The sequence below is a fragment of the Nakamurella deserti genome (genome assembly GCF_003260015.1).
Taxonomy (GTDB): Bacteria; Actinomycetota; Actinomycetes; order Mycobacteriales; family Nakamurellaceae; genus Nakamurella; species Nakamurella deserti.
The window spans coordinates 2,171,039-2,194,639 of sequence record NZ_QCXS01000002.1; the positions used below are offsets into that span (position 1 = coordinate 2,171,039).

Genomic DNA, 23,601 nt, shown 5'->3' on the forward strand with positions numbered 1-23,601 from the left:
GTCGGACGCTGGAGGTCGGTCACCGCGGTGACCCGGTGCGCAGGAACGTGGTGAGCACGTCCTCGCCGTGTTCGACCGCCTGCACGGCGCGGACCGCCTCGGTGTGCAGCCGTTCACGCTCGCCGTGGTCGCCGAGGGTGCGGACCGCGGCGGCCAGCTCGTCGCCGTCGTCGGCGAACAGCACCGGCCCCTGCGCGGCGAGGTCGACGAAGACGTCCAGCCGGGTCGCCACCACCGGCTTGCCGCGCTGCCAGGCCTCCCAGACCAGCATCGGGTTGAGCTCCTGACGGCTGGGCATCAGCACCGCGTCGCAGGCGTCGATCTCGTCGGTGAGATCACCGACGTGGCCGAGGAAGTCGACGCGGTGCCGGTCGGGCAGCGCGGTCATCGACGCCCGGAGGGCGGTTTCCTGCGAGCCCTGGCCGGCGATGCGGAGCTCGACCGGGGTGGTCACCGCGGCGAGCCAGTCGGGCAACCGGTCCATGCCTTTCTGGTCCTCCAGGCGGCCGGCGCACAGCAGGCGCCCACCAGGGCCGGGCGTCACCGGCAGGGCGACGCCGACCCGCTTGAGCCGGTTGGGCACGTACCGCGTCCGGTCGGGGTGGGACAGCCCGAAGGTCCGCAGCTGGTCCACCGCCCGGTGCGACGGGCTGGTGACCAGCGACGCCTGCCGGGTCGCCCGTCGCAGCGCCATCTCCTCGAGCCGCCAGACCGGCCCGGACCGGTCGTCCACCGGCAGCATGTGGAAGCTCATCGCCAGCCGTTGCACGTCGGACAGTCCGGGCACCAGGCCGATGACGACGTTGCTGGCCCGCATCAGCGAGTACACCCGGTGCGAGTGCCGCAGGTGGGGGCGCAGCTTGACCGCGGCCCGCAGCACACTGACCGGGTTGCGTCGGTCGGCACCGAGTTCGACCACCTCGTCGAACTTGTCCAGGACCGCGCCGTGGTTGCGCGAGCCGCGGAAGACGATCACCAGCCGCTTGGACACCGAGGGGGTGGCGTCGATCAGCCGGGACAGTGCCTCCTGGGCGCCGCCGCCCTGCAGCCACGGCACCACGACGGTCAGCTCCATCGGGGGCGTCACGGGACGAACGGGGGGACGGAGCGGCGGACACCCCAGCGGCGGATCTCCGACAACCGGGCGAGCCGGGCGGAGCGGCTGGCCGACGACGACCGGCCCGCGCTCTGCGCGAGTCCGGCGACGGCCACGGCCACGGCTTCGGCGCGGGCCAGCAGGGCGACCGGGTGCGAGTGGTGCAGCGACACCAGCCGCAGCGCGGCGTCCTGGCGGGCCCGCTCGACCAGCGAGCCGAAGCTCGACGCCGAGCTGCCGCCGACGTGGTCGACCGGCGCGGCGGGCACCGCGAGCAGCGAGAACCCGGCCCCCACCGCCCGTAGTGACAGGTCCGCGTCCTCGCCGTAGAGGAAGAACTGCTCGTTGAACGGCCCCAGTTCGACCAGGTCGTCCCGGCGGCCGAAGAGGGCGCCGCCGGAGACCTTGCGCACCGGGAAGGCGGTGCCACCGGCGCGTGACCGTTCGAGCTCCCGGCGGCTGCGGGACCGCCGCCAGAGCCGGCCACTGGAGAACATCCACAGGGTCAGCGCATCGACCTGCACTCCCCCGTCGTTGAGCAGGAACGCGACGAGCAGGCTCCGGGTGGACTGCGCCCGCAACGTCTCGGCCAGGGTGGCCAGTGCGGTGGGCGACAGCGCGGCGTCCGGGTTCAGGCACAGCACCAGGTCCCCCGCCGCCGCGGCCACCGCCCGGTTCATCGCCTTGGCGAAGCCCAGGTTGGTGGGCAGCCGGACCAGGGTGAGTGGCACCGTCGTCACCGGCAGCACCGGTTCGGTCCGGCTGCCGTTGTCCACGATCACCATCTCGACCGCCTCCCCGGAGGGGAGCCGGCTGGCGGCCACCGACTCCACACAGGCGGCGACGAGTTCGGGTTCGGTGTTGAACAGCACGACGCAGATCGAGATCATGACTCTCCTCGGGGAGCAGGCGGGTCGGAGGCGACCGGGACACCGGTACGGGCGGATGTCCCGCCGTGCCGTGCCGGGTTCCGGGCGTACAGCAAGAAGCCGAGCAGGAACGCCGCCGACGAGACGTACAGGGCGTCGTAGAACAGGCACATCGCCATCACCGACAGCACCCCGACGGCACCGGCCCGCGCCGGGACGTCCCCGACGGTGCCGAGCACCCACAGCGCCCGCGCCACCGGAAGCGCCAGCAGCAGCGCTCCGATCACGCCGAAGTCCCAGTAGGCGGTGAGGAACTGGTTGTCGACGACGGAGACGCCGTTGACCCCCGCCCCCATCCGGAGGCTCTCGCTCAACGAGCCCTGACCGGACCCGAAGGCGGTGCAGAAGGTGCCGCAGGGGCGCAGGTCGGACAGGTCGGAGATGATGGTGACGGCCTTGCTGCGCACCTCATAGGAGTCCGACCCGGACAGCCCGGTGAAGTCGAACAGCCGGGTGGTGCCGAGCAGGTCGCGCCCCCACAGCAGAAAGGCCACGAGCAGGGCGACCCCGACCCCGGTGGAGGCGCCGAGGAAGCGGCGCAGCTCGCCGCGGCGGCTGCGGTGGGTGCGCTCCACCCAGATCAGCAGCCACAGCACGGCGACCAGGATCAGCCCGGAGCGCGTCCCGGTGGCGTACAGCGCGCACAGGGCCATCGCCACCAGCGACGCCGTCAGCCACCGCCGGGCCGCACGGCCGGCCGGCTTCGCGGCGATACCCACGTAGACCAGCAGCGTGACGGTGAGCAGCGCCGCGGGCAGCGGCTGGCCGATGATGCCCTGGGCGCGGAACCGGTCGTCGAGCACGGACGGGAAGTAGGTGGCGCCGAACAGCGACATGAAGACGTGGTCGTGCGCGAGCAGGTCGACCGTCAGCGCCGCCGTCGACGCGGCCGCCATCAGGTAGGCCGCCACCACACCCGACCGGCAGAGCCAGCGCAGCGAGTAGCCGGCGACGATCTGCAGCAGCATCGTGGTGGTGGGGTTCAGCGACCGGTCCTGCAGCCAGGCCACCAGCAGCAGGAAGCCGAACGCCACCGTGAGCAGCGGCAGCAGCCGGTCGCCGCGGTACATCATCACCAGTCCGGTGAGTGCGGCGACCCCGAGCACCAGCGTGTAGAACTGCAGCGTCACGCCGGTGAGCACGGCGAAGTTCAGCGGCAGGAACCACAGCGTGACCAGCAGTCCGGCGACGGTGTGGCGGAGCAGCGAGGCCCCGGGCATCCGGGCGGGCGCCGGATCGGTGACGGCCCGGACGTCGGTGACGGGCGGCGTGGCGAGGGCGGTCACGGCGCGGCCGCGGCCCACACCCGGGGCGCCCGCACCAGCAGGAACCACAGCGAGGTGAGCCCGAGCGCGACACCCGCCCCGTAGATCATCACCGCCGTGCTGCCGGTGACAACGCCGATTCCCCAGCAGATCCCGGTGGCGACCAGACACGGCACCAGGTACCGCAGCTCCTCCTGTGGGCGGCCGATGCCGGTGGCCATCAGGGTGGACGGGGCGGTCGCGGCGTTGACCCCGAACCAGACGAGCATCGCGGCGAACATCCACCACGAGCCGACCACCAGCGACGAGTGGGCGGACAGCAGACTGAGCACGACCATCAGCACGACCGACCCGAGGCTGGACACCAGCACCGCGGCGACGGTGATGCGGGTGGCCTTGCGGGCCAGGTCGGACAGGCCGTGCTGCCGGGCGGCGCGACGGGCGCCGTCGGCGACCAGGACCAACGCCAGGTTGATGGCGACCACCCGCGGGATCGAGGCGAGCCGGACCGCGGTGTCGTAGTCGGCGAGCAGGTCGGGGCTCGCCACGATGCCGAGCACCCAGCGGTCGGCCTGGGTCAGCGCCAGACCGACCATCGTCACCATCGTGCGGCTGGTGGCGAAGGTCCGGAATTCACCGGCGGGCAGGTCGGCCCCGCCCGTGGGGTGTCGCCGCAACACCAGCAGCGCCGCGACGAGCGCGATGCCCGACGACACCGCGGTGGCGATGACGAGGCTGGTCACGCCCACCCCGCGGGCCAGCAGCAACCAGGTCAGACCCAGCTGGAGCAGGGCCTGGGCGAGGACGATCAGCCCGCGCTGCAGCTTGCTGCCGTAGGCGAGCAGGGCGCTGGTGACCACGACCAGGACGGCCCGTACGGCGCTGGCCGCGCCGGCGCTGACGAACAGCAGCACCCCCGCCCCGGCCACGGAGACGTCGGAACGGATCGGGTAGACCGTCCACGCCAACGCGCCGAGCACACCGATGACCAGCGATCCGAGGACCGACGCGAGGGTGCCGCGGACCACCGCCTTCGCGCCGGAGCCACCGATGGCGATCGCCCGCATGACGTAGGCCGGCGCCCCGAAGTCCAGCACGATGGACATGGTCACGACGGTCGAGGCCAGCGCCCAGACCGCGTAGGCGTCCGGGGTGAGGTAGAGGCGCCCGATGAGCGGCACGGCGAGCGAGATACCGGCGGCCAGCACGGTGGGCAGCCCACCGGCGATCATCCCGCGGGCCAGCGAGGCCGTCCGGACCGGTGTGTCGGCGACCGTCGCCACCGGGCCGCCGTTCACGGCGCGGTCCGGACGAGCGGGCGGGGCGCCACCGTGTCGTAGAGCCCGGTCAGGGCGGCCGCCATGGTGGTGGAGTTCATCCCGGCGAGCAGCAGCTCCCCGGCGGCCTGCAGCTCGGCGCGGTAGCCGGGGTCGGACACGGCCCGCAGGACGGCGTCGGCGCAGGCCGCCTCGGTGTCGAACAGGTGCAGCGGCGAGTCGGCCAGCGCGTCGATGCGCCGGGCGACGACCGGCCGGTCGAGTGCCGCGGCGTCCAGCACGGACAGCGGGAAGCCCTCGTAGTTGGCGCTGTGGAAGTAGACCGTCGCGGCGGACAACTCGTCGGCGAGCGCCGGTCCGCGCACCCATCCGGTGATCCGGACGCCCGCGGCGCTCAGCCCGGCGGACAGCGTCGGGTCCCCGTCACCGATCCACACGAACGACACGTCCGGGCGGCGGGCGGTGACGTCGCGGGCGACCCGGGCGAAGAACGCCGGGTCCTTCTGCGGCGAGATCCGGCCCACCATGGCGACCACCGGTGGACCCGCCGGTGCGACGGTGGCCGCTCGCTCGACGGACGGCCGGTTGGGCACCAGGACGGCGGGTACCCGTGCCCGTAGCGAACGGGCCAGCCGCTGCTCGTGCGGGGTGAGCACGACGAAGGCCGCGGTGCGCCGCGCCAGTACCGACTCGACCGCCCGGAACCCGGCCCGGACGGCGGGCCGCCGGGTCTGACCGTCGAAGACGAACGCGTGCGGCTGGTAGACCACCGGCACCCCGAGGCCCGCCACCCTCGCGGTCATCCCCGCCCAGCTGGAGTGGGCGTGGACGACGTCGGGCCGCAGCTCCCGCACGGCCCGCCGGACCGTCCGCACCGCGTCGAGACCGTCGCCGAGCGGACGGATCTCGGTGAACACGGCGGCATCGTGGGCGTGCGGCTCGGGGGTCAGCAGCAGGTGGGCGTCGTCGGGGTCCACCGCGGCGAGCATGTCGACCGCACGGGGCACGCCACCACCGCGGCACTGGGTGACGTGCAGGATCCGCCGCGCGGGGGCGTCGCTGGACTCGCCCATCACTCGGCCCGGATCAGCGACTGGTCGGTGGTGTCCGCGGCGTCGCGCACGGTGTCGTCGGCGTGCCGGGGGGCGCGCCGGCGGGGCGGTGTCCCGGTGGGGGCGCCGGCAGCGGCCGGGGCGGGCCGCGCGTCCGGGGCGACCGGATCGGGGGTGGTGGTCGAGTCGTAGTAGACGGCGCCGTAGCGGTAGCCGTCGACGCCCTTCGCGGGCACCCGGGTGACCACACAGCCGACCAACCGGCCGCCGACCGTGGCGAGCGCCTTGACCGCCTGCGCGGCGGCGGGCGCCGGGGTCGAGCCGTGTCGCACCACCAGGATCACCGCGTCGGCGACCGTGGCCAGTACCGCGGCGTCGGTGACCGCGAGCAACGGCGGCGAGTCGATCACCACGACGTCGAACCGCTCGCGGGCCTCTGCCAGCAGAGCGGCCATCCGCTCGCCGCCCAGCAACTCGGCGGGGTTGGGCGGTGTGGCTCCGCTGGCGAGCACGCTGAGGTTCTCCCGCGACGGCTGGACGGCCTCCATCAGCGGGATGTCGTGGGTGATCACCGTGGTGAGCCCGACCGAACCCTCCAGGCCCAGGTAGGACGCCACCCGGGGGCGGCGCAGGTCGGCTTCGATGAGCAGCACCCGGCGGCCCGCCTCGGCGAGCACGACGGCGAGGTTGGTGGACGTGGACGACTTGCCCTCGTCGGGCAGGGCGGAGGTGACCACGACCGTGCGGGCGGGTTCGGCGGCGTCGATGAACTGGAGGTTGGTCCGCAGTTGGCGGTAGCCCTCGGCCCGCAACGACTGCATCTGGCCGGCGAGCAGCACCGGCGCGGACGCGGCCTCGTTGTCGGCGTAGATCGTGCCGATCACCGGCGCTCCGGTGAGCTGCTCGACCGCGGCGACGTCGCGCACGGCCTTGTCGGTGGCGTTGCGCAGCAGCGCCAGGCCGATGCCGGCCAGCAGGCCCAGGACGCCGCCGATGATCATGTTGCGCAGCGGCGCGGGCTCCACCGGCTGCGGGTTCAGCGTGGGGCCGTCGACGACCTCGAGACGCACGGCGGGTGCGCCGGTCTCACCGCCGGCCTCCATCTCGGCGACGAGCTCGACGAACTCGGTGGAGATGGCGGTCGCGATGTCCAGCGAGCGCTGCGGCGACGGGTCGAGGACCGTGGTGGTCAGCAGGACGGTGTTGAGGTCGCCCTTGGCCGTGATGTGCCGGGTCAGGTCCGCCGCCGTCGTGCCGTCGTCCAGGATCGCGGCCACCCGGGAGGTGGAGCGGTCGGTGGTGATCAGCTGGACGTAGGTGTTGACCCGCTTCTGCCCGAAGGTGTCACCGGTGGCGGAGCCGGCGATGGTGTCGGAGGGGGTGTTGACGAAGAACGTCACCGTGCTGGCGTACTGCGGCGTCGTCGCGAGCGCCAGCCCGGCACCGGTGGCCAGACCGACGGTGGCGGCGACGAGCACGATCCACCAGTGGGCGCGCAGGACCCTGACGTAGGACCAGATGTCCATCAGTTGGTCTCCTCGGCCGGGTGCACCGTCGGACGGCAGGCGGCCGGCCGGGACGACAGGAGGACGGACCGGTCGAGCGCCTGGTCGGACGCCGGCACGGAACGGCGGGCGGCGGCGGGATCCGGCGCGGTCCGGGGGTGAGCGAACACAGGGATGACCCTCTCGGGGCGACGGAGCGAGCAGTGGCGTGCCTGCCAAAAATATCACCGTCTGCAACCGGGTGGTGATCCTGAGTGAGAATTAGCAGGTCGAGTGATTCCCGACGATCCCCTCACAGCCCTCGACGACGCTTTCTCACCAACAGTGACCGTCCGATTCGACGCACTGGTCTCGCCGGGTGGCGCCGGGGCGTCCGCGCGCGCCGCGGTCACGGGCCCGCCGGCGGGGCGCCGCCGGTCCGCCGGACAGCTCGGCGTCCTGCGGCCACGAGGCGTGACCGCGACAACGAGGGTCCGCAACGGCGCGGGGGGCGCCGCTGCCCGTGATACGTCGTAAGGTCGGACGGACCGGCCGCGATGGCCGGAGCGATGCCCATCGGCCTCGCCGGCGGGGCGGAAGCGGGAGCATGCAGACATCACCGGACGGTTCGACCCGTCGCGCGCCGGGTTCGGCGCTGTCCATCGCCGAGCGCCTCCGCAGCGCCTCGGAACGTCCCGCCCCGGCCGAGACGGTCGGCGCGCTCATCGTCATCGCCGTGGAACTGGACGCCTGCGACTCGGTCGGTGTCGTCGGCGCGGTGGGTGCACCGTCGGGTCGCGCGGTGGCACCCGCGCTGGCCACCGACGATCTCGCCGCGGACGCGGACCGCGCCCAGTGCGAGCGGGCTGACGGCCCGTCCCTGGCGGCGATGCGCAGCGGGCGACCCGTCATCGCCGTGGATCTCGACGCCGATCCGGCCTGGGCCGACGCCTGCGCACCCGCTCCGGTCGGCGCCCTGCTGGCGGTGCCCCTCGATCCGGGAAACCCGCTCGGGGCTCTCACCCTCTACTCCCGCGCACCGCGTGACTTCAGCGACGAGGACCGCGCGCTCGCCGAGACCCTCGCCGCGCACGTGTGCGTCGCGCTGCGACACGGCGACGCCATCGACACGCTCCGACGCGCCGTCGACTCGCGGACGGTGATCGGCCAGGCGCAGGGCATCCTGATGGAGCGGCACCGCATCACCGCCGCCGACGCCTTCGCCGCACTGGTCCGGTGCTCCCAGAACCGGAACGTGAAGCTGGCCGTCCTCGCCCAGGAGCTGACGGCCACCGGGACGGTCGACGGCCTGGCCACCGCGCTCGGACGACTGTCCCCCGGGGCCACGCCCGGCGCCTGAGCACCGCACCGGAACCACGCTCGCCCCGGCCGGCACCCAGCCCCCGAGTACCGGGCGGGAGCGACCGTCCCCCGCTCTACGCCCCGCGACCCGGGCAGCCGGGTCGGTCCGGTCCGCTCCTCACCGGCGCGAGGTACAGGCCTGGACGGGGCCCCGAAGGCCTCCGGGACACCGGTACCGCCGTCGCTCACACCATCGGCTTTCGCACCGGCCGGGCCGTCCACCCCCGCGAGGAGGCCTGGCAGTCGACGTCCATCCGACCCGGCCCCGGGTACCGGCCCTGAGGTCATCCGCCGTCGCGAAACGCCCCCTGTGCCCGTCACACCCGCCGCCGGCGGCAGTCGGCTCGCGCCCACCGGGTGCCCGACCGTCGGAGCGCACCGCCCGGCACTGCAGGCGTCAGGCGACCGGTTCCCGCTGTGTCGGCGCATCCACGCCCGCGGCGGTGACGGCCGGCCGACCGCGGCACGGAAGACCCCGGAACGCCGAAAGACCCCGGACCCGAAGGCCCGGGGTCTCCCGAGGTGATGCGGCGGCCGGCGGACCGGCCTTCCGTCCCAGAGGACGGAGTGGACTACTTGACGATCTTCGTGACCGAGCCGGCGCCGACGGTGCGGCCACCCTCACGGATCGCGAAGCGCAGGCCGTCCTCGATGGCGATCGGCTGGATGAGCTTCACGACCATCTCGGTGGTGTCGCCCGGCATGACCATCTCGGTGCCCTCGGGCAGCGAGACGACGCCGGTGACGTCGGTGGTGCGGAAGAAGAACTGCGGGCGGTAGTTGTTGAAGAAGGGGGTGTGACGCCCGCCCTCGTCCTTGCCCAGGATGTAGACCTGAGCCTCGAACTCGGTGTGCGGGGTGATCGAACCCGGCTTCACGACGACCTGGCCGCGCTCGACGTCCTCGCGCTTGGTGCCACGCAGCAGCAGACCGGCGTTGTCGCCCGCCTGAGCCGAGTCGAGCAGCTTGCGGAACATCTCGATGCCCGTGACCGTGGTGGTCGAGGACTTCTCCTTGATGCCGACGATCTCGACGGTGGAGTTCACGTTGATGGTGCCGCGCTCGACCTTGCCGGTCACGACGGTGCCACGACCGGTGATGGTGAAGACGTCCTCGATCGGCATCAGGAACGGCTTGTCGGTGTCGCGCTCCGGCTCCGGAACGGACTCGTCGACGGCGTTCATCAGCTCGACGATGGACTCGACCCACTTCGGGTCACCCTCGAGGGCCTTCAGACCGGAGACACGCACGACCGGCGCGTCCTCGTCGAACTCCTGCGACGCGAGCAGCTCGCGGACCTCGAGCTCGACGAGCTCCAGGATCTCCTCGTCGTCGACCATGTCGGACTTGTTCAGCGCGACCAGGATGTAGGGCACGCCGACCTGGCGGGCCAGGAGCACGTGCTCCTTGGTCTGCGGCATCGGGCCGTCGGTGGCGGCGACGACGAGGATCGCGCCGTCCATCTGCGCGGCACCGGTGATCATGTTCTTGATGTAGTCGGCGTGGCCGGGGGCGTCGACGTGCGCGTAGTGACGCTTCTCGGTCGAGTACTCGACGTGCGCGATGTTGATGGTGATGCCGCGCTGGCGCTCCTCGGGAGCCTTGTCGATCTGGTCGAACGCCGACGCGGTGTTGATGGCCGGGTACTTGTCGGCCAGGACCTTGGTGATGGCCGCGGTCAACGTGGTCTTGCCATGGTCGACGTGACCGATGGTGCCGATGTTGACGTGCGGCTTGCTGCGATCGAACTTTGCCTTCGCCACTGCTGTGTCCTCCTCGGACTGATCTGTTGGTGCCCCACGAGTTTCAGAGGCCCGTGGAACTTGTTACTCGTGCCAGCGGAGGACCGCAGACACAAACCTGTAAGAGCTTAGTGCGTGATCCGCGGTCCGGTGACCTCAGCGGCGGATTGCCGCGAGATCACCCGACCCGGACCGTCACGCGCCGGTCGCCTTCGCTCTGCCTCTCGGCTCGGCGACCGGCGCGCTCCGGTCCTCGGTCGCCAGCGCGACCTGCGTCACTGCCGAACTCCCGGGCGGATTCCGGACCTCGCTCGCTGGCGCTCGCTCGTGTCCTCATCCACCCTTCGTTCAGGAGTTCCTCACGCGCCGGTCGCCTTCGCGCTGCCTCTCGGCTCGGCGACCGGCGCGCTCCGGTCCTCGGTCGCTAGCGCGACCTGCGGTTCCTCACGCGCCGGTCGCCTTCGCGATGACTTCCTTGGCCACGTTGGCCGGAACCTCCGCGTAGGAGTCGAACACCATCGAGTACGACGCGCGGCCGGCGGTCTTGGACCGCAGGTCGCCCACGTAGCCGAACATCTCCGACAGCGGCACCAGGGCGGTGACCACACGGGCGCCGGAGCGCTCGTCCATGCCCTGGATCTGGCCACGGCGGGAGTTCAGGTCACCGATGACGTCACCCATGTTGTCCTCGGGCGTGACGACCTCGACGTTCATCATCGGCTCGAGCAGCACGGGCTTGGCCAACCGGGCGGCTTCCTTCATCGCGATGGAACCCGCGATCTTGAACGCCATCTCGGAGGAGTCGACCTCGTGGTAGGCACCGTCGACCAGGGTCAGCTTGACCCCGAGCATCGGGTAACCGGCGAGGATGCCGTACTGCAGCGCGTCCTGCGCACCGGCGTCGACCGACGGGATGTACTCCCGCGGGATGCGCCCACCGGTGACGGCGTTGACGAACTCGTAGGTCGCGCCCTTGTTCTCCTCGGCGGTCATGTCCAGCGGCTCGACCGTGATGAGGATCTTCGCGAACTGGCCGGAACCACCGGTCTGCTTCTTGTGCGTGTAGCCGTACTTCTCGACCGTGCCGCGGATGGTCTCGCGGTACGCGACCTGCGGCTTGCCGATGTTGGCCTCGACGTTGAACTCCCGCTTCATGCGGTCGACCAGGATGTCCAGGTGCAGCTCGCCCATGCCGGAGATGACGGTCTGCCCGGTCTCCTCATCGTTCTTGACCTTGAACGTCGGATCCTCTTCGGCCAGCTTCTGGATCGCGGTGCCCAGCTTCTCCTGGTCGGCCTTGGTCTTCGGCTCGATGGCCACCGAGATGACCGGGTCCGGGAACGTCATGGACTCCAGGACGATCGGCTTCGCCGGGTCGGCCAGGGTGTCACCGGTGGTGGTCTGCTTCAGACCCATGACCGCGCAGATGTCGCCGGCGCCGACCGAGGCCAGCTCCTCACGCTTGTTGGCGTGCATCTGGTAGATCTTGCCGATGCGCTCCTTGCGGTCCTTGGTCGCGTTGGTGACCTGGGTGCCGGAGATGAGCTTGCCGGAGTAGACGCGGACGTAGGTGAGCTTGCCCAGGTGCGGGTCGGTGGCCACCTTGAACGCGAGACCGGAGAACGGCTCGTCGTCGCTGGGGAGCCGCTCGGCCGGGGTCTCGCCGTCGGTCAGGGTGCCGTGGGTCGCCCCGATGTCCAGCGGCGACGGCAGGTAGGCCACCACCGCGTCCAGCATCGGCTGCACGCCCTTGTTCTTGAACGCCGAGCCACACACGACCGGGTTCACCTTGCCGGCGATGGTCGCGCGGCGGATCGCGGCGTTGAGCTGCTCCAGGGAGAGCTCCTCGCCCGCGAGGTAGGCCTCCATGGCCTCGTCGTCGTTCTCCGAGATCGTCTCGATGAGACGCTCGCGCCACAGCTCGGCGTCCTCGGCCATGTCGGCCGGGATCTCCTCGACCGCGTAGTCCTCGCCCTTGGCGGTCTCGCCGCGCCAGGTCAGGGCCCGCATCTGCAGGAGGTCGACGACACCGATGAAGTCACCCTCGGCGCCGATCGGCAGCTGCAGCACGGCGGGGGTCGCGTTCAGCCGGTCGATCATCATGTCGATGCAGCGGAAGAAGTTCGCACCGGTGCGGTCGAGCTTGTTGACGAAGCACATCCGCGGCACGTGGTACTTCTCGGCCTGACGCCAGACCTGCTCGGTCTGCGGCTCGACACCGGCGACCCCGTCGTACACCGCGACCGCGCCGTCGAGCACGCGCAGCGAGCGCTCCACCTCGACGGTGAAGTCGACGTGACCGGGGGTGTCGATGATGTTGATCTGGTGGTTCTTCCACGACGTGGTCGTCGCGGCGGAGGTGATGGTGATCCCCCGCTCCTGCTCCTGCTCCATCCAGTCCATGACGGCGGCACCTTCGTGCACCTCGCCGATCTTGTACGTGATGCCGGTGTAGAAGAGGATGCGCTCCGTCGTCGTGGTCTTACCCGCGTCGATGTGCGCCATGATGCCGATGTTGCGGACGCGATTGAGGTCCTTTGCAGCCACGTGCTGTGTCTTCTCTCGTCAGTTCGAGCTTCTTGTACGACGTCTGTCCAGCGGTCCTGCCCGACGCAGGTGTACAACGCGGCGGGCCGGGGTCGGCATTCCTGGCGGAAGCCGCCCCCGGCCGGGCGTCGACTACCAGCGGTAGTGCGAGAAGGCCTTGTTGCTCTCGGCCATCTTGTGGGTGTCCTCGCGGCGCTTGACCGCAGCACCCAGACCGTTGCTGGCGTCCAGCAGCTCGTTCATGAGCCGGTCCTTCATGGTCTTCTCACGGCGGGCCTTGGAGTAGCCGACCAGCCAGCGCAGGGCCAGCGTGGTGGCGCGACCGGGCTTGACCTCGATCGGCACCTGGTAGGTGGCGCCACCGACACGACGGCTCTTGACCTCGAGCGTCGGCTTGACGTTGTCCAGCGCGCGCTTGAGCGTGACGACCGGATCGGTCTGGGTCTTCTCGCGGCAGCCCTCGAGGGCGCCGTAGACGATGGCCTGGGCCACCGAGCGCTTGCCGTCCAGCAGCACCTTGTTCACCAGCTGGGTGACCAACGGGGAGTGGTAGACGGGGTCGGCGACCAGCGGGCGCCGGGGAGCGGGTCCCTTGCGAGGCATTAGCTCTTCTCCTTCTTGGCGCCGTAGCGGCTGCGGGCCTGCTTGCGCTTCTTGACACCCTGGGTGTCGAGCGAGCCGCGGATGATCTTGTAGCGGACACCGGGGAGGTCCTTCACCCGGCCGCCGCGGACGAGCACGATGGAGTGCTCCTGCAGGTTGTGGCCCTCGCCGGGGATGTACGCGGTGACCTCGGTGCTGGAGGTCAGGCGGACGCGGGCGACCTTGCGGAGCGCGGAGTTCGGCTTCTTCGGGGTGGTGGTGTACACGCGGGTGCACACGCCGCGGCGCTGCGGCGAACCCTTCAGGGCCGGGGTCTTGGTCTTGGAGACCTTGTCCGTGCGGCCCTTGCGGACCAGCTGTTGGATCGTTGGCATGGAGCTGGGTACTTCCTTCTCACTCGTTGGCTTGGTACTCGAATCGGCGGCCGTCGGCCCCCGACGTCGGGCGTGTCGCGCACCGGGAGGACCCGGTGACGCACCCGCCTGTGCAACGCTGGTGCTCGCGCGCGACCCCGATCGCCGCCCGTTTCCGGACAGGTCTGGACGCACACGAACGGCCCGGCGTGAAACTGCATCCGGGCCGACCACCGATGTTATCAGCCGGGGCGCTTCGTCTCAATCCGATCACGCAGTGCAACCGCGGCTGACGGCCGTGCGGGCGCTCCCCCGGGCCGCCGGCGCCGGGGCTGAGCAGCGGTCAGCGCCCACCGTCGGTGTGCGTCGCCCCGGGACCGTCCGCAGCAGCGGGAGAAGCGACGGCCGGGGATCCACCCGACGGGCCCGACGACCACAGGTCACCCAGCGGCGGCGCGGACGAGTGTCCCGGGACGCGGGCACCCAGCGCGGAGGAGAACGGCTCCGGCACCAGCTGCAACCGCGCGATGATCTCGGCGGCGAGCTGCGCGGGCGGCCGCCCGACGTCCACCACGAGCACGTTCTCGTCGGGCCCCGGCGGCTCCAGAGTGGCGATCTGGGTGTCCAGCAGGCTCGGCGGCATGAAGTGGTCGAGCCGGCTCGCGAGCCGCTGGCCGATCTGGTCCCGGGAGCCGGCCAGGTGCACGAACACCACGTCCGGTCCGCGCATCACGTCGCGGTAGATGCGCTTGAGCGCCGAGCAGGTGATGATGCCCGGGATGCCGGCCATCGTGTGCTCGGTGATCCAGGCGGACACGATGTCCAGCCAGGGCCACCGGTCCTCGTCGGTCAACGGATGCCCGGCGTGCATCTTCTCGACGTTGGCCGCGGGGTGCAGGTCGTCGCCCTCGGCCAGATCCCAGCCGAGCTGCCCGGCCAGGATGCCCGCGACGGTCGACTTGCCGGAGCCGGACACCCCCATGATCACCAGCACCGGCTGCTGGGTGCGTGCGGTCCGGTCGTCGGGGACGGTCATGTCAGATCACCAGGTTCAGCAGCAGGACACCGACCAGGCTGACGACGGAGATGATGCACTCCATCACGGTCCAGGTCTTGAGCGTCTGCGCGACGCTCATCCCCATGAACTCCTTGACCAGCCAGAACCCGGCGTCGTTGACGTGGGACAGGAACAGCGAACCGGCGCCGATGACCAGCACCATGAGGGCGACCGTACCGCTGGGCAGCGTCTCCGCAACCGGGGCGAGGATGCCGGCGGCCGTGGTGATCGCGACGGTGGCCGATCCGGTCGCGACCCGGATGAGCACGGCCACGAACCAGGCCAGGATCAGCACCGAGACCCCGCTGCCGGAGACGGCCCGGGAGATGACCTCCCCGATCCCGGTGTCGATGATGACCTGTTTGAGGCCGCCACCGGCGCCGACGATGAGCAGGATGCCGGCGATCGGCGGCAGCGAGGTCTCCAACGACTTCGCGACCGCGGCGCGGTTCATCCGGCCGCCGCGCGCCAGCACCAGGATGCCGACCACGACGGCGATGCCGAGCGCCACGGTGGGCGTGCCGAGGAAGTCCAGGACGCCCTTGAGGCCGCCCTCGGCGTCGGGGGCGATGACGTCGGCGAACGCCCGGGCCAGCATCAGGATCACCGGCAGCAGCACGCAGAACAGTGCGGCGACGAAGGTGGGCCGCGGCCGGGAGGACGGGTTCTCACCGTGGTCCTCGGCCGTTTCGAACAGCGCCGGGACCGGCACATCGGCCCAGCGGGCGGCGTAGCGGGAGAACAGCGGGCCGGCGATGATGACCGTCGGGATGGCGACCACGATGCCCAGCGCCAGGGTGAGTCCGAGGTTGGCGTTCAGCGCGGTGATCGCGACCAGCGGGCCGGGGTGCGGCGGCACGAGACCGTGCATCACCGACAGGCCGGCCAGTGTCGGGACGGCCACCCGCATCAGCGGCAACCCGGAGCGGCGGGCCACCAGGATGATCACCGGCATGAGCAGCACCAGGCCGACCTCGAAGAACATCGGCAACCCGATGAGCGCGCCGACGGCGGCCATCGTCCACGGCAGCGCCTTCGCGCTGGACCGCCCGACGATGGTGTCCACGATCCGGTCGGCGCCGCCGGAGTCGGCGAGCAGCTTGCCGAACATGGCCCCGAAGCCGACCAGGATGCCCACGCTGGCCATGGTGTTGCCGAAACCGGTGGCGAAGCTCGCGACGGACTTCCCGCCGCCCAGATTGGCGGCCATGCCCAGTCCGACCGCACCCAGCGCGAGCGACAGGAACGGGTTCACCTTCAGCCAGGTGATCAGCACGATGATCAGCGCGATGCCCGCGAGACCGGCGATCACGAGCTGGGTGTCACCGGCACTGGGCACGATGGGTGCCGCAGCGGCGACGAACGATGGTGCGCTCACAACTCTCCCTTGAGTTCTGCCGGCCGGGCCGGCGGCGGTGGCATCTCCGGACGCGTCTCGGACGATCGACGAATAAGCTCACTCTGACGCATTCACATGCTCTACACAAGACTCTGCGGCGATAAGTATGGTGAATGCGGACTTCCGCAACCGGGCCGTGAGACATACGTAGGATGAGTGCCACCGGAACAGCCATCCACTCCCGGCGAAACGGACGACGCCATGACCCCGCCGCCCACCGGCCGCGCGACGGAGGCCGCCGCCACAGCGCCTCCCGTTGATGTCGCGCCGTACGCACAGCTCCACGACACCGTCATCGAGACCCTCGGTTCGGAGATCGTGACCGGCGTGCTGCCGGCGGGCAGCGTCGTGGGCGCGGACGAACTGGCGGCCCGCCTCGGGGTGTCGCGCACCGTCGTCCGCGAGGCCACCCGCGTCCTGGAGTCGGTCAACCTGATCCGCGTGCGGCGCAAGGTCGGCATCACCGTGCTGCCCGCCGACGCGTGGAGTCCCTACGACCCCAACGTCATCCGCTGGCGGCTCGCCGGCCCCGACCGTTACGAGCACCTCAACGCGCTCAGCGAACTGCGGTCCGCGGTGGAACCGCTGGCGGCCCGGCTGGCCGCCCGGCAGGCGACCCCCGAGCAGTGCGGGGCCCTCACCGCCGCGGTGATCGGGATGTCGGCCACCGCCCGTGCCGCGAACTCCGAGGACTACCTGCGCCACGACGCCGACTTCCACCGCACCCTGTTGGCCGCGTCCGGCAATCCGATGCTGCACGGCCTGCGGGACGTGGTGGTCGCCGTCCTCGAGGGCCGCACCGCGCACGCCCTGATGCCGCGGGTGGCCGAACCGGAGGCGGTGCGGCTGCACGGCGTGGTCGCCGCCAGCATCCAGGCGGGCGACCCCGAGGCCGCGGAGACCGCCATGCTGGCGATCGTGCGGGAGTCGAGCACGGCGGTGGAGACCGTGCGCGCGATGGAGACGCTGACCAACGCGGCGCAGGTCATCGGCGAGATGGCGCGCGAGAACCTCTCGCGGTGAGCGTCCCTGGCGCGGCCCGGACGGCGGTGGCAGGCTCGACGACATGACCGTCGACGACATCGCCGCCTGGGTCGAGGGGCTCGGCGGCGTGCTCACCCTCCGCCCGGCGCCGGGTGACGGCTCCCCCGCACTCGCCCACGGCGATCTGTTCTTCTACTGGGCGCCGGACGGGGTGCTGCCACCCGGGCAGCCGTTCGCGACGGTCGTCACCAAGGACTATCCCGGCGAACCGTCGTCAGGGCTCGACCGGCCCGGCGCCTTCCGCGTCAACGTCGCGGCCGGGTCGGAGGAGTTCCGCCGCCGCACCGGGGTGGCGCCCCACGACGCGACCCCGGGCGCGACACCCGACGACGAGGTCGTGGCCCATCCCGTCTACGCCGCCCTCGGGTGGCTGTGCGTGGTCAACCCCGGCGAGCGCGCGGCCGCCGACCTCCGTGACCTGCTGACCGCCGCCCACGGGCTGGCCCGCGGCCGCCGGGAGCGCCGTCAGGAGATCTGAGCGGCCGGTGCGGTCCGGTCCCGGTGCGAGTACGTGCCGGACGGCGCCGCGGCGATCTCCTCCGCGTCGGCCTCCAATGTCGGCACCTCGAGCCGGGCGGCCAGGGTCTCCAGGATGATGCCGAGCTCCTCCCACCACTGCTCGGTGGGCCGGCGGAACTCCCAGTCGGCGAGGTCCTCGGACTGCCGCAGCGAGATGGTCTTCACCCGCCCCTCGTTGAGCCCGATGACCGCGCTCTGACTCCTCCCCTCGGAGATCTGCTTGCTCAGGTAGTCGATGCTGTGCGAGGCCAGCCGGGTCGCCAGGATGCGGTCGAACGGGGTCGGGTTGCCGCCCTGCTGGATGTGTCCGAGCACGACCTCGCGGGCGTCGAACATGCCCTCGCTCTCCTGCTCGAAGACCCGGCACAGGAAGTCCGTCGAGTACATCGTCGAGGCTTTCTCGTTGCGCACCGCGAGGAAGAGCCGCTGCCCGATCTTGAACGAGGCGACCATCCGGTCCACGTCCTCGGCGAGCTGCTTGAGGGTGATGCCCTCCTCGTGCAGGTACACCCGGACCGCGCCGCCGGAGAGGCCGCCCATCGTCGCGAGGTAGCCGCAGTAGCCACCCATGACCTCGATGACGAAGCACCGCTTCGCCGCGGTGCCGGTCTGGCGGATCCGGTCGATGGAATCCACGATGAGGTTCAGGGCGGTGTCGGCACCCACCGACAGCTCGCTGTTGGGGATGTTGTTGTCGATGGTCGCGGGCAGCACGATCATCGGGATCTGGAACGCCGGGTAACGCTCGCGCTCGTTGTGCATCTGGTGGACGGCGTTGAACGCGTCCCAGCCGCCGATGATGAGCAGCGCGTCCAGCCCGTGCCGCTCGATGCCGCGGCCGATGGCGTAGAGGTCCTTGACCGTGGGCACCCGCCGGCTGATCCCCAGCTCGGTGCCGCCGAGACCGGTCCAGCCCTCGACGTCACCCCACTGCAGGTCCTTGACGTCGCCGTCGATGAGCCCCTGCAGGCTGCCGTGGATGCCGACCATCGTGTGTCCGCGGTCCAGCCCCAGCCGTACCGCGGCCCGCGCCGCGGCGTTCATCCCGGGTGCCAGCCCACCGACGTTGACGATGCCGATCCGGCTGGGATGCCGGGGCGGCCGGACGCTGGGCAACGCGTGCGCCATCGCCTCGAAGATGCCGAACATCTCCTGGTAGCTGCTGCCGCGCAGCGCCATCGCGCCGGTGAAGTCCTTCGCGGCGATCCGCTTGGGGACCTCCCGGGTCTGGGCGACGCACTCCACCAGCGGGGCCTTCGCCACCCGGTTGTAGCGGATGCCGATGAGCTGCGGCACGCTCTCCGGCGTGGCGGCGAGGACCTCCTCGACGGCGTGGTACCCCAGGATCGAGGGCATCGACCGGTCGTAGGCGCTCGGGGCGCCGCCGCGCTGGACGTGTCCGAGGATCGTCACCCGGGTGTCCTCGCCCAGCCGCTCCTCCAGCACCGACCGCACGTGGTCGCTGGTGATGGGGTTGCCGTCGGTGTCGATGGCCCCCTCGGCCACCACGACGATGCTGTTGCGGCGGCCCGCCGAGCGGCCGGTCCGCAGCAGCTCGCACATGTGCTCCTCCCAGCCCGGGAAGGCGGGGTTCTCCGGGATGAGCACGTAGTCGGCGCCGCCGGCGATGGCGCTCATGAGGGCGAGGTAGCCACAGTGGCGGCCCATGACCTCGATGACGAAGCTGCGCTGATGGCTGGCCGCGGTGCTCGCCACCGCGTCGATCGCCTCGACGATCCGGTGCAGGGCGGAGTCCGCGCCGATGGTCATGTCGGTGCCGACCATGTCGTTGTCGATGGAGCCGACCAGGCCGGCGATCATCAGCGCCGGGTGCCGGGCGGCATCGTCGGCGGTGATGGAGCCGTCCGCGACGAGCTCGGCCAGCAGGGACGCCCACTCCGACCGCAGCAGGTCGGCGCCGGTGAGGCTGCCGTCGCCGCCGATGACGATCAGCTTGTCGATGCCGTGGGACAGCAGGTTGCGCACCGCCTTGCGGCGGCCGTCCCGTTCGCGGAACTCCAGCGAGCGGGCCGTCCCGATCGTGGTGCCACCGTGCTGCAGGATGCCGCTGACGTCGTCCCAGTCCACGGCGCGGATGAGATCACCGCCCACCACGAGGCCCTGGTAACCCTCGTACACGGCGTAGATCTCCGCACCCCGGTTGAGTGCGGTCCGCACCACCGCCCGCACGGCCGGGTTCATGCCCTGCGCATCGCCCCCACTGGTGAGGACGGCCAGCCGGGGCACCACGGTTGTCGACATTCGGCTCCCACCATCATGTGCGGCCTGTACGGCCGCAGGGGAATCGTAAGGTGCGACGCGGCCCGGCCCGTCCAGCACCTCGGCCCGTCCCCCGGCGGCGTACGCCGGGGGGGACGGGCGCGGGGTGCGGTCAGCCCGTGGTGCGGGCCGTCACCAGGTCGACCACGTCGTCGTACAGCGGGTGGCCCGGTTCCAGCCCGGTGATGCGGGTGGCCGCCTCGTCGGGACCGTGGGTGGCCAGGATCTCGGCGAGCTCGACGCTCTCCGGATCCGCCGGCACGTCGAAGCGCAGCGCCGCCGCCACCGTCTTCAACAGGAACTCCGGGTGCTGACCCCGCTCGGCCAGCTCGGCGGCCGGCCCGATGAGCCGCTCGTGGCGCGACAGTTTGCGCAGCGGCTGCCGCCCCACCCGGTCGACCGTGTCCGGCAGGTACGGGTTCTCGAAGCGGGTGAGGATCTTCTCGAGGTAGGCCTGCTGGACCTCCGGCGGGAAGTCGTGCTTGGCCACCAGCAGCGCCTTGGTCTCGGCCAGCACCCCCTCCACCAGGCCCCGCACCTCCGGGTCGGCGAGCGCGTCGCTGAGCTTGGAGATGCCCTTGACGTAGCCGTGGTAGGCCGTGCTGGCGTGCCCGGTGTTGACGGTGAACAGCTTGCGTTCGATGTAGGGCGCCAGGTCGTCGACCCAGGTGGCGTCCGGGATGACCGGCGCCTGACCCGCGGGAAGTGCTGCGAACGGCGGCTTCTCGATCGCCCACTCGAAGTAGGTCTCGACCGTGACGTCCAGACCGGCGTCGGCCGCCTGCGCCGGCACGATCCGGTCGACCGCGGTGTTGGCGAAGACGGCCTTGGCCGACACCGTCTCCCAGTCGTCGGCGTGCTTGCGGATCTCGGCGACCAGCACGTCGGTGGCGTTGATGGCGTTCTCGCACGCCATCACGGTGAGCGGCTTCTCCGAGGTGCGGGCATGCAGGCCGGCGGCGATCACCGGGGCCACGAACCGCAGCACCGTCGGGCCGACGGCGGTGGTCACGATGTCGGCCGCGGCGATCTCGGCGATGACGTCCGCCTCGTGGGTACGGCTGTTGATCGCGCGGTAGCCGTCGACGGTCTCGTCGTGCGGCTCGTGCCCGACCGCCTTGACCACGTAGCTCGGCGTGTGCGCCAGCGCGTCGATGAGGGTGTCGGCGACGTCGGCGAAGACGACCTCGTAGCCGGCCCGGTGCAGGATCAGCCCCACGAACCCGCGGCCGATGTTGCCGGCCCCGAAGTGGACGGCGGTGCCGCTCATGCCTCGTTCACCGCGTTGAGCTTGGCGAAGACCTCCTCGGCCGAGCCGGCGGCGATCAGCTCGTTCACCTCGTCCTCGTCGGAGAAGATGATGGCGATCTTGGACAGGATCTCCAGGTGGCCGCCGTCCTTGCCGGCGATGCCGACGACGAAGCGGGCCTGCCCCTTGCCGCCCCAGTCGATCGGCGGGTCGTAGCGCACCACCGACAGCGCCGACTCGAGGATGGCGTCCTTGGCCTCGTTGGTGCCGTGCGGGATCGCGAGCGAGTTGCCCATGAACGTCGAGACGGACTTCTCCCGCTCGAACATCGCGTCGATGTAGGCCGGGGTGACGGCGCCGGCGTCGACCAGGATCTGGCCCGCCTCGCGGATCGCCTCCTCCTGGGTGGTGGCCGTGCCCGGCACCTTCACCTGCGACAGCGTCAGAATCTCGGTCATCCGGCGATCTCCTCCTGATATCGGTGGCGCCCGGCGGCAACGGCGCGGTACGCCGTCGCCGCCAGGCGTGTGCTCGTCATGTACCCGGGCGGCCGGGCCCGGACACGACTGTGGGGGGACGCTACGCCGCGTCCCCCCACCTCGTGCGGCCGGGAGCGTCGGTGCTCACGGCCACGGTGTGCGACCGGCTGATGCCGGCCCGCCTGCCTACTGGCCGCGACTCCGTCGGACCTCGTCGACGACCTGGTCGTACTTCGGGCTGTTCATGAAGTTGTCCACCGAGACGTGCTCGGCACTCGGGGCCATCCCCCGGGCGCGCTGCGTCAGGTCCTGGTGGGTCACGATCAGATCGATGTTGTCCTCGAGGTTGGCGATGGCGACGTTGGTCACCGACACGTCGGTGATGCCCGCCTTCTTGATCTTGTTGCGCAGCACCGAGGCGCCCATCGCGCTGGAACCCATGCCGGCGTCGCAGGCGAAGACGATGGTGTTGATCGGCCGGGTGCGGACATTCCCCGCACCCGTCGTGGTGTCGATGTGGTCGCTGGCCGCGGTCGCCGGGCTGACGTTCGCCGCGGCTCCCTGGGCGGCCAGGGCGCCGGCGACCGAGCTCTTCTTGCCCTTCATCGACTCCATGGAGGCGGTCGCCGCGGCGAGGTCGTCCTCGCCGGTGTCCTTGCTGGTCTTCAGGATCACCGAGGCGATGAGGAACGACACACCGGCCGCGATCAGCACCGACAGGATGACCCCGACGTAGGAGTCACTGGCGGTCTGGGCGAGGACGGCGATGATCGAGCCGGGGGCGGCCGGGGCACGCAGGCCGGCGCCGGTCACCACCAGGGTCAGGATGCCGGCGGCGCCACCGCCGATGGCGGCGAGCAGCAGGATCGGCTTCATCAGCACGTACGGGAAGTAGATCTCGTGGATGCCACCGAAGAAGTGGATGATGACCGCGCCGGGGGCGGTGCTCCTGGCCATGCCGCGGCCGAAGATGCAGTAGGCGAGCAGGATGCCGAGGCCCGGGCCGGGGTTGGCCTCGAGCAGGAACAGGATCGACTTGCCGGTCTCCTCCGACTGCTGCACGCCGAGCGGCGTCAGCACGCCGTGGTTGAGCGCGTTGTTGAGGAACAGCACCTTGGCCGGCTCGATGATGATGCTGGCCAGCGGCAGCAGGCTGTTGTCGACGAGGAAGTCGACACCCTTCTCGAACAGGTTGGACAGGCCGGTGATGATCGGGCCGAAGGCGAAGTAGCCGGCGACCGCCAGGATGAGACCGAGGATGCCGGCCGAGAAGTTGTTGACCAGCATCTCGAAGCCGGGCTTGATCTTGCCGTCCCAGATCTTGTCGACCTGCTTCATGACCCAGGCCGCGAGCGGACCCATGATCATCGCGCCGAGGAACATCGGCTGGCCGGTGCTGACGATGACGCCCATGGTGGCGATCACACCCACCACACCGCCGCGGACGTTGTAGATCATCCGGCCGCCCTGGTTGGCGATGAGCAGCGGGAGCATGTACATGATCATCGGGCCGACGAGGCCCGTGTAACTCTGTCCGACCAGCTCGCCGGCGTCGTTCTGGATGAGCGGCTTGTCGGGGTCGACGCCCCACCCGCCGAGCTTCGCGACCGGGGTCCAGCCCTTCTCGATGAACAGCGCGGTGATGAAACCCCAGGCGATGAACGCCGCGATGTTCGGCATGATCATGCCGGACAGGAAGGTGCCGAACTTCTGGACGGCGACTCTCGTCCCGCCCTTCGAAGTGGTGGCTGTGGTCATGGAACGGCCTTTCAAACGATGTGCAGACGGTGAGAGCCCCGCGGGAGTTACGCGTGTGGCGCCTGTCACGATAAACCTCATGCGGGTGAAAGCAAGCTGCCGCACC

General features: G+C 71.0%; 18 protein-coding genes and 1 pseudogene. 3 read left to right on the plus strand and 16 right to left on the minus strand.

Features of this window, described 5'->3' with window-relative positions; all coding sequences use genetic code 11:
- Positions 1-19 precede the first annotated feature (19 nt).
- Genes DB033_RS09940 through DB033_RS09965 form a run of 6 tightly spaced genes read right to left on the minus strand, consistent with a single transcriptional unit; the run spans position 20 to position 7,145 of the window.
- Entirely contained in the window at positions 20-1,087 is a 1,068-nt protein-coding gene (locus DB033_RS09940) for a glycosyltransferase (protein ID WP_157970612.1), read from the minus strand.
- Entirely contained in the window at positions 1,084-1,986 is a 903-nt protein-coding gene (locus DB033_RS09945; protein WP_111766540.1) for a glycosyltransferase, read from the minus strand. Before DB033_RS09945 ends, DB033_RS09940 begins: the two co-directional genes overlap by 4 nt.
- Positions 1,983-3,311 carry a hypothetical protein gene (locus DB033_RS09950; protein WP_157970613.1) on the minus strand — a complete coding sequence of 443 codons (1,329 nt, stop codon included), beginning with the start codon at positions 3,309-3,311 and terminating at the stop codon, positions 1,983-1,985. The genes DB033_RS09945 and DB033_RS09950 overlap by 4 nt, the downstream gene beginning before the upstream one ends.
- Positions 3,308-4,588, minus strand: coding sequence for a polysaccharide biosynthesis protein (locus DB033_RS09955; protein WP_111766542.1), 1,281 nt, complete (start codon positions 4,586-4,588; stop codon positions 3,308-3,310). Before DB033_RS09955 ends, DB033_RS09950 begins: the two co-directional genes overlap by 4 nt.
- The gene (locus DB033_RS09960) at positions 4,585-5,640 is read right to left on the minus strand and encodes a glycosyltransferase (RefSeq protein ID WP_111766543.1); all 1,056 of its coding nucleotides are present in this window, start codon (positions 5,638-5,640) and stop codon (positions 4,585-4,587) included. The genes DB033_RS09955 and DB033_RS09960 overlap by 4 nt, the downstream gene beginning before the upstream one ends.
- Entirely contained in the window at positions 5,640-7,145 is a 1,506-nt protein-coding gene (locus DB033_RS09965) for a tyrosine-protein kinase domain-containing protein (RefSeq protein ID WP_111766544.1), read from the minus strand. The genes DB033_RS09960 and DB033_RS09965 overlap by 1 nt, the downstream gene beginning before the upstream one ends.
- 565 nt (positions 7,146-7,710) lie before the next feature.
- Between DB033_RS09965 and DB033_RS09970 the strand changes: the two genes are divergently transcribed.
- Positions 7,711-8,463 (plus strand): ANTAR domain-containing protein, encoded by a 753-nt coding sequence (locus DB033_RS09970; protein ID WP_111766545.1) that lies wholly within the window; start codon positions 7,711-7,713, stop codon positions 8,461-8,463.
- A gap of 574 nt (positions 8,464-9,037) precedes the next feature.
- Here DB033_RS09970 and tuf read toward each other — a convergent pair.
- The 6 genes and pseudogenes from tuf to DB033_RS10000 form a co-directional block, all read right to left on the minus strand.
- On the minus strand, positions 9,038-10,228 hold the full coding sequence (tuf, locus tag DB033_RS09975; RefSeq protein ID WP_111766546.1) for an elongation factor Tu: 1,191 nt from the start codon (positions 10,226-10,228) through the stop codon (positions 9,038-9,040).
- A 423-nt stretch (positions 10,229-10,651) separates the two neighbouring features.
- On the minus strand, positions 10,652-12,754 hold the full coding sequence (fusA, locus tag DB033_RS09980) for an elongation factor G (RefSeq protein ID WP_111766547.1): 2,103 nt from the start codon (positions 12,752-12,754) through the stop codon (positions 10,652-10,654).
- A gap of 132 nt (positions 12,755-12,886) precedes the next feature.
- Entirely contained in the window at positions 12,887-13,357 is a 471-nt protein-coding gene (gene rpsG / locus DB033_RS09985) for a 30S ribosomal protein S7 (RefSeq protein ID WP_111766548.1), read from the minus strand.
- Positions 13,357-13,731: a 30S ribosomal protein S12 gene (gene rpsL / locus DB033_RS09990; protein ID WP_111766549.1), complete on the minus strand. Its 375-nt coding sequence runs from the start codon at positions 13,729-13,731 to the stop codon at positions 13,357-13,359. Before rpsL ends, rpsG begins: the two co-directional genes overlap by 1 nt.
- A gap of 493 nt (positions 13,732-14,224) precedes the next feature.
- Positions 14,225-14,746, minus strand: a pseudogene (locus tag DB033_RS09995) (gluconokinase); the annotation flags it as partial.
- A gap of 1 nt (position 14,747) precedes the next feature.
- Positions 14,748-16,145 carry a GntP family permease gene (locus DB033_RS10000; RefSeq protein ID WP_111766551.1) on the minus strand — a complete coding sequence of 466 codons (1,398 nt, stop codon included), beginning with the start codon at positions 16,143-16,145 and terminating at the stop codon, positions 14,748-14,750.
- 222 nt (positions 16,146-16,367) lie between these two features.
- Between DB033_RS10000 and DB033_RS10005 the strand changes: the two genes are divergently transcribed.
- Positions 16,368-17,189 carry a FadR/GntR family transcriptional regulator gene (locus DB033_RS10005; protein ID WP_111766552.1) on the plus strand — a complete coding sequence of 274 codons (822 nt, stop codon included), beginning with the start codon at positions 16,368-16,370 and terminating at the stop codon, positions 17,187-17,189.
- Positions 17,190-17,232: 43 nt separating this feature from the next.
- On the plus strand, positions 17,233-17,688 hold the full coding sequence (locus DB033_RS10010; RefSeq protein WP_111766553.1) for a DUF6194 family protein: 456 nt from the start codon (positions 17,233-17,235) through the stop codon (positions 17,686-17,688).
- Here DB033_RS10010 and DB033_RS10015 read toward each other — a convergent pair.
- The 4 genes from DB033_RS10015 to DB033_RS10025 form a co-directional block, all read right to left on the minus strand.
- The gene (locus tag DB033_RS10015) at positions 17,676-19,991 is read right to left on the minus strand and encodes a 6-phosphofructokinase (protein WP_111766554.1); all 2,316 of its coding nucleotides are present in this window, start codon (positions 19,989-19,991) and stop codon (positions 17,676-17,678) included. The two genes, DB033_RS10010 and DB033_RS10015, sit on opposite strands and share 13 nt — an antisense overlap.
- Before the next feature lie 130 nt (positions 19,992-20,121).
- On the minus strand, positions 20,122-21,279 hold the full coding sequence (locus tag DB033_RS10020; protein WP_111766555.1) for a mannitol-1-phosphate 5-dehydrogenase: 1,158 nt from the start codon (positions 21,277-21,279) through the stop codon (positions 20,122-20,124).
- On the minus strand, positions 21,276-21,716 hold the full coding sequence (locus DB033_RS21105) for a PTS mannitol transporter subunit IIA (RefSeq protein WP_205843745.1): 441 nt from the start codon (positions 21,714-21,716) through the stop codon (positions 21,276-21,278). Before DB033_RS21105 ends, DB033_RS10020 begins: the two co-directional genes overlap by 4 nt.
- 207 nt (positions 21,717-21,923) lie before the next feature.
- Positions 21,924-23,495, minus strand: coding sequence for a PTS mannitol transporter subunit IIBC (locus DB033_RS10025; RefSeq protein ID WP_205843746.1), 1,572 nt, complete (start codon positions 23,493-23,495; stop codon positions 21,924-21,926).
- Positions 23,496-23,601 lie beyond the last annotated feature (106 nt).

What these genes read in the sequence shown, in the direction of transcription:
- DB033_RS09965 (WP_111766544.1), bottom strand. Translation starts at nt 7,145, where the DNA reads ATGGACATCTGGTCCTACGTCAGGGTCCTGCGCGCCCACTGGTGGATC.
- DB033_RS10015 (WP_111766554.1), bottom strand. Translation starts at nt 19,991, where the DNA reads ATGTCGACAACCGTGGTGCCCCGGCTGGCCGTCCTCACCAGTGGGGGC.
- DB033_RS10025 (WP_205843746.1), bottom strand. Translation starts at nt 23,495, where the DNA reads ATGACCACAGCCACCACTTCGAAGGGCGGGACGAGAGTCGCCGTCCAG.
- rpsG (WP_111766548.1), bottom strand. Translation starts at nt 13,357, where the DNA reads ATGCCTCGCAAGGGACCCGCTCCCCGGCGCCCGCTGGTCGCCGACCCC.
- DB033_RS10020 (WP_111766555.1), bottom strand. Translation starts at nt 21,279, where the DNA reads ATGAGCGGCACCGCCGTCCACTTCGGGGCCGGCAACATCGGCCGCGGG.
- DB033_RS09945 (WP_111766540.1), bottom strand. Translation starts at nt 1,986, where the DNA reads ATGATCTCGATCTGCGTCGTGCTGTTCAACACCGAACCCGAACTCGTC.
- DB033_RS09960 (WP_111766543.1), bottom strand. Translation starts at nt 5,640, where the DNA reads ATGGGCGAGTCCAGCGACGCCCCCGCGCGGCGGATCCTGCACGTCACC.
- DB033_RS10005 (WP_111766552.1), top strand. Translation starts at nt 16,368, where the DNA reads ATGACCCCGCCGCCCACCGGCCGCGCGACGGAGGCCGCCGCCACAGCG.
- rpsL (WP_111766549.1), bottom strand. Translation starts at nt 13,731, where the DNA reads ATGCCAACGATCCAACAGCTGGTCCGCAAGGGCCGCACGGACAAGGTC.
- DB033_RS09970 (WP_111766545.1), top strand. Translation starts at nt 7,711, where the DNA reads ATGCAGACATCACCGGACGGTTCGACCCGTCGCGCGCCGGGTTCGGCG.
- DB033_RS10010 (WP_111766553.1), top strand. Translation starts at nt 17,233, where the DNA reads ATGACCGTCGACGACATCGCCGCCTGGGTCGAGGGGCTCGGCGGCGTG.
- DB033_RS21105 (WP_205843745.1), bottom strand. Translation starts at nt 21,716, where the DNA reads ATGACCGAGATTCTGACGCTGTCGCAGGTGAAGGTGCCGGGCACGGCC.